This is a genomic window from Bacteroidota bacterium (genome assembly GCA_030017895.1).
In the GTDB taxonomy this organism is placed as follows: Bacteria; Bacteroidota; Ignavibacteria; order UBA10030; family BY39; genus JASEGV01.
On sequence record JASEGV010000123.1, the window covers coordinates 1 to 5,231 of the forward strand.

The 5,231-nt window shown below is 36.0% G+C and carries 6 protein-coding genes; all 6 read right to left on the reverse strand.

Annotated features, from left to right (window positions below; translation table 11 throughout):
* Window positions 1-137: 137 nt before the first annotated feature.
* The 6 genes from QME58_13955 to QME58_13980 all read right to left on the reverse strand — a co-directional run bounded on the left by QME58_13955 (window position 138) and on the right by QME58_13980 (window position 5,195).
* Window positions 138-821 carry a hypothetical protein gene (locus QME58_13955; GenBank protein ID MDI6804919.1) on the reverse strand — a complete coding sequence of 228 codons (684 nt, stop codon included), beginning with the start codon at window positions 819-821 and terminating at the stop codon, window positions 138-140.
* A gap of 16 nt (window positions 822-837) precedes the next feature.
* Window positions 838-1,284 carry a hypothetical protein gene (locus QME58_13960; protein MDI6804920.1) on the reverse strand — a complete coding sequence of 149 codons (447 nt, stop codon included), beginning with the start codon at window positions 1,282-1,284 and terminating at the stop codon, window positions 838-840.
* Between the two features lie 128 nt (window positions 1,285-1,412).
* Window positions 1,413-2,756, reverse strand: a complete 1,344-nt coding sequence (locus tag QME58_13965; protein MDI6804921.1) for a T9SS type A sorting domain-containing protein — start codon at window positions 2,754-2,756, stop codon at window positions 1,413-1,415.
* 215 nt (window positions 2,757-2,971) lie between these two features.
* On the reverse strand, window positions 2,972-3,547 hold the full coding sequence (locus QME58_13970; GenBank protein ID MDI6804922.1) for a hypothetical protein: 576 nt from the start codon (window positions 3,545-3,547) through the stop codon (window positions 2,972-2,974).
* A gap of 12 nt (window positions 3,548-3,559) precedes the next feature.
* Window positions 3,560-4,831, reverse strand: a complete 1,272-nt coding sequence (locus tag QME58_13975; GenBank protein ID MDI6804923.1) for a hypothetical protein — start codon at window positions 4,829-4,831, stop codon at window positions 3,560-3,562.
* A 19-nt stretch (window positions 4,832-4,850) separates the two neighbouring features.
* Window positions 4,851-5,195, reverse strand: a complete 345-nt coding sequence (locus QME58_13980) for a hypothetical protein (GenBank protein MDI6804924.1) — start codon at window positions 5,193-5,195, stop codon at window positions 4,851-4,853.
* Window positions 5,196-5,231 lie beyond the last annotated feature (36 nt).

Genomic DNA, 5,231 nt, shown 5'->3' on the forward strand with positions numbered 1-5,231 from the left:
ACGATAAAATCTATAACACTAAACTTATATTTGAATTTTTGGAACTGCCCTATAGTGATTTAATTGCTTTAATTTTTCTAAATAAATGAGTTCGCATCAACATCATCTCAATAACAAAAACTTTAAAACCCTGGAACTTAAAAAAGTATTGTCATACTAATATTATAACCTGTAAATTGAAAATCCGGTCGACTCATGATCTTATATAGACCTGCGTTCAATCTCTCTCTATCTTCATCTTTCCAATCACCATATGCACTTTTACCGCTGAACATGAATCTAACCTCAGGCTTTATATACGTTTCCTTCCAGATTCGAAATATACTACCACATTGAACGTGACACACAAATACGCCACGTAAAGCATCGCTATATTCATTAATTTCTTCATCCTCATCATCTATTGTACGGGATGCGAGAGCGTATATTTTTTCACTTCCGATGATAATACCACCACCAGCACCAAAATATGGAGTAAATTCTTTCAATGGGTTAGCTCCTGTAAATCTCCAGAGAAAAGAATAACTGAAAGCGAACGACATAAGCACCAATCTATTCTGATCAATTGTCCAACTTTTATCGATTATAGCAGGCTTACCGATAGAGGCGATAAAACCAAATAAATATTCGTGTCCAATATAATTTCCAGACCATTCATAATATCCAAAAGAACCGCCAATCGCACCTTTATATGCTTTTTTCATTTGCAGAGATGTAAATCCTAAATACGATAATTGAAATCCACCTTTTAGTTGTCCAAAAGCTACCGTGCTAACGAAGAGACACGGTACTATTAAGTAAAGAAGAATTCGTTGTTTCATAGTTGCACCTTCCTTTTTATTGATCTTGAGCGTCGGTTTCAAATTTTTGAGCTTTTAAATCTTCATCATCTGAAGAGTTTCTCACCAAATTAACACATGATTTGTCTCCTTTTTTGGTTATTATAACCCCTACACTAAAATCATACTGATTATGAGCTAAACCTGATATTTTAATATTCTCTTTGCTACCTACCTGCCAAGTACTCAATCGTTTCGTTGCAACAGGCAAAATATTTCCTGTATAATGTACAGCTATTAATACAGACTCTATTTCATCTGAACCTACCTTGTATTCTAAAACGAGATATTTGCTTCGTGTATAGCCATCATTATCCTGATCAATTTTATTCGTCCAGTAACAGTCTTTAATCCGATCATCAGGCAGTAGTATGTCCTCTACTATATCATCACATCCCAGAAACAGCATAAGAAATATAAGCGACGAATAAATTAATAATTTCATAATTTCACTCCAATAATTAATGAACGATTAAATCTGAGGTCTAAATAATGTTTGACCGTTTCATATTAGTATTTCCTTCTAGTAAAATAGGTATTTTAAATGATTTATTTTTTAAATATAAAATTTCCTTATCTCAACAATAAAAGTTTTTTAGTTTGTGTAAACGAGCCCGCTTGAAGCCGATAAAAATAAACACCGCTCGGTAATCCCCCAGCATTAAACTCGACCGTGTGTTTTCCCGCTTCTCGCCTCTCATTCACCAGCGTTGCCACTTCTTGCCCGAGAACGTTGTAAACTTTAAAGGTTACAAAAGATGCTCTCGGCAACTCGTACCATATTGTTGTGCTGGGATTGAAGGGATTGGGATAGTTCTGGTGAAGCATAAAATGTTGTGGTACAGGCTCATCTCTAACACCAGCCCCGCTTCCAATGTTTATAGTGTAAATCGCAGAGGTGTCGTCACGAATACAAGAAAAAGCATATTGCCGTGCTTTCATTGTGCGGCGTAATCCTGAGTAGCAAGCGGTAATATGAATAGTGTCGGCGTACTCACCATCAGGTGTACTCGGTGGAATGTTTACCGTGATGCCGAGCCTAAGATTGAGATTTCCAGTTAATGGGGGGAGTAAGAACATCAAAGATGACGCGTTAGGATTAAATCTGTATCCAGATTCCACTTCATAACCACTTGATTGATAAAACGAACATGGGATAGATGTCGGTCCAGATAATGTGCTCGGTAAGTTGAATGAGACAATTATAATTTCACCCGGTTCTCCAGCAATGCTGAATATCATGGATGTTCCATTCTCCGAACCCCTCACGATTGGTGCTACTGTTTCCAATTCAGGATCGAGAGTATATGCGATATTCTTTGAAAGATTGTTTAGTGTACCTTTTATAGAACCAGCGACAATAGGAGTAGATACAAATGCATAGTATGATTCGCTCACTTCCATTGAATCTCCTGTTTCGATATTTCGCACATAGCATGACACGTATCCCAAGTAGGGAAATGCCGGTGCCGCAGCGGGGACGGTAACTTGAATACCGAGGTAAAAAGTGTCGAGCCCTGTCGGACTTAATTGGAACGTAATTGTATCGTTTGGATTTAGCCATTCGTTCGTTGCAACACGGACGATGCTGTTTGGCAAGAAACTACAAGAGAGAGAAGCTCCATGATAACCTTGTAGCTTCGTTGGCAAACCAAGTTTCATGGCGAGATTTGATCCCGAATCCGCCTGCAGTATAATCTTAAGTGCTATTCCCTCCTCACACGATGTAATTGGCTGAATTATCAATGAATCTTCCGGTGGTGAAGGGAGAGCTATGTAGTTGATACCCTTTTGCCAAAACGACAACTCACCGCTTGTGGTAGTAATGGCGAGAGTATCATTAGGCGAACCGGCACTCACAAAAATAGGTTGAAATAGAAAAATGCTGAAAAATGCGAAGATCATGAATTTGTACATAAGTATTTCCCTATATATGATGTTTTATGATTTAGTGATTTAATTGTTTTCCATTTTCTAAATAGATGAGTTTGCATCAATATCATCTCAACAATAAAAGTTTTCTAGTTTGTGTAAACGCACCAGCATGTAGTCCTTAGAATTACACGCTGCGCGATAATCATGATCTAACAATTTCGTTTTCATGATTTAACTCCTTTAACTTATCATCATTTTCACTTAAGTTGTTTCTCATTTTCAATTGGTTTTTTATCTTTTTGTTCATGTTTAAATTCATAATAATATCTGTGGGCATGTATCGTCCCAACTAAGCATCCCCCTATTCCACCTACAGACGCAATAATACCTACAATCATCACTGCTCCCACAGCTTTAATACCGCCATGATCGCCTCCACCAGACTCATCTGGATTTAATAAAAAGTAAATACCCGGTAACATGAGACCGCCAACGACTCCACCCAAACCTTTTAAAGCACCTAAAAAATGATTTTTAGCGACTAATGTTTTAACCTCTTTTAAGTGGACCGTATTTATAATATTCGATTTTTGATCAACCCATTTAGCAGAATCGTTCTCAATTCTAAAATTGTTACCGTATAATTCTGTACTGTCGGATAAAATTATACTTACCGCCTTGCCTGATAATTCTTCGTTAATTTCCGAGTAAGTGAAATCAGTTTTCGGTGTTTTAGACGGTGTAACTAAATAAGTTGATGAACAACCAATTAACTGAAAACTTATTGAGGTTAATGTTATAAATACCAAGTACCTGTTATTAAATATTTGCATAAAACCTCCTGATTAATTATAGATGAATAAACCTATACCTAAAAACCTAGAATCATTCAATGGACTAAATGCATCATTTGTATTCCATGAACTATAGTTTAGTCGGAAATCTACCTTATCAAATAAAAAATTAACTACTTGTGATGATGAGCTAATATCATAATCAAGAACTTGTAATAATTTAAAACATCCTGCAATACTGAACGTATATCCTCGTGCATTTACAATCCGGCCGCCTAAATGATCATCTAATTTCCCAAATCTGATGTATGCAATCTCCAGCAGATTAAATTCCAAACCTGTCCGTTTTTCAGTGAGATCATTCGTCTTTCCTAATATTACACCGTTTAAAAAATTAATATCACCGAAAAGACTTTGATATTTCCATTCTTGCCCACGACTTATTAATAAATCACTTATCTCGCGTGTAAATTTAATGGATACGGGCTGCCATTCCACCTCTTTTTTCGCTACCAATAAACCTAAATTTATTCCAATGCCTACACGGGTTGTTCGTGGTAATGGGTCGCCTTGATTTTTATCTATGTAACTAACTTTGTCGCCGATATTGTTAAAAGAAAAACCTAAGGAAAAATTAAATATTGGTTTTATGTTCGGAAATAATTCTAGTGATTTATTAGATAAATTTGAGAATATTTTTATAACGGGTGCTTCTATAAAGAAACCATAATCAAATGCAAACAGAGTGGAAGTACCAGTACCAATCTCTTCTTCGGTCCCTAGTTCAGTTAAATGGGAATTAATGTGTTTGAATGTGAACCCCATTGAAGATTTTACCCAATTGTCCACACCAATGCTTAAGGTTAAATTATCGGATGATTCGTAAGATTCAGTATCTCCAAGGTTTTCAGGTCCGGAAGATAATGTACGATAAGTACCCCTGTAGTCGTAAAAGATCCTTGTATAACCAATTCCTACTGCAATTTCTCGGTCCCATCCGAGCGATTTTTTAAAGTTGAGACCTCCACTAATTCCAGCGGCTATGTAATTAAACTCATTTCCATAAATTCCTTGCAATGACCGTGAGTAATACGCTGTGTTAAAATAACGGTTAAGACTGAAAATCCCAAGGTGAGCGGGATTTCTTATAATCGAGAGTGGGTCTGTTGTTGCAACTCCAACCGATGATTCGCCCATACCTGCTGCTTCACTCGAAGGTGAAATCAAGAGAAATTGAAGAGAAGATTCGCCTTGTGAGTAAACATTAAGAGCAAAAAGGGGAAATAAAATAGTCAATAAAAATATTTTATATTTGAAATTCATTTTAAAATCCTTTCCAAAATTATTTAACTAATAGCATTTCTTTTACCTGGGAATATTTTTTACCTTGAATTTCCGCACTTACTACAAACAAATATCTTCCTGAAGAAATAGTTCTTCCATCAAAATAATACTCATAAACCCCAGTTGTCAAAAGTTTATTATCTGAAAGTGTTTTAATCACTTGCCCGGGTTTATTGTAAATTTTTACTGTTACATAGGCATCTGTAAATAATTCAAAACGTATTACAGTCGAGCCGTTAAATGGGTTAGGGTAATTTTGCCAAACTTTTAACACATCTGTGGAGGCAGAATTCTCTGATAAAACTGGCTCTCCCGTGTCGCACGAAATTAAGGGCGGTTCCAAAAATTGACTTATTGAATACTTTTTTTTGTATATTTA